This window comes from Psychromonas sp. Urea-02u-13, from assembly GCF_002835995.1.
Taxonomy (GTDB): domain Bacteria; phylum Pseudomonadota; class Gammaproteobacteria; order Enterobacterales; family Psychromonadaceae; genus Psychromonas.
Genome location: NZ_PJBZ01000314.1, coordinates 1 through 303, shown reverse-complemented (window position 1 = coordinate 303; position 303 = coordinate 1). Strand labels below are relative to the sequence as shown.

The following is a 303-nucleotide window of genomic DNA, read 5'->3' as shown; positions in this document are numbered from 1 at the left end:
CTACGAGACCGTCAACTGAATGATAACGATTTAAGCTGGGCTGGAGTCTGGGCAGTAGACCCTGAAGTCACAAAAACATTCAGATTTATAAACGAAACATCACGAACGGTCGGTGAACTGACCATACCTTATATTGATAATCCTTATTCGGTACTTGAGCTTGTTGGGGTGCAGATGCATAAGGAAGCTATTTATTATAAAGATGCACTTATTGATCCTGAGGGTAGAAGCGGTTCTCCCTCGCCAGCGTCTTATGGCTACAGTGGTACTGATTACAATGGTAACGATAGAAAGTTTAACCCC

General features: G+C 42.9%; 1 protein-coding gene. It reads left to right on the top strand.

All coding sequences use genetic code 11. The features are described 5' to 3' along the window. On the top strand, window positions 1-303 hold a 303-nt coding region (locus CXF74_RS22770; RefSeq protein WP_232772628.1), incomplete at both ends, for a hypothetical protein.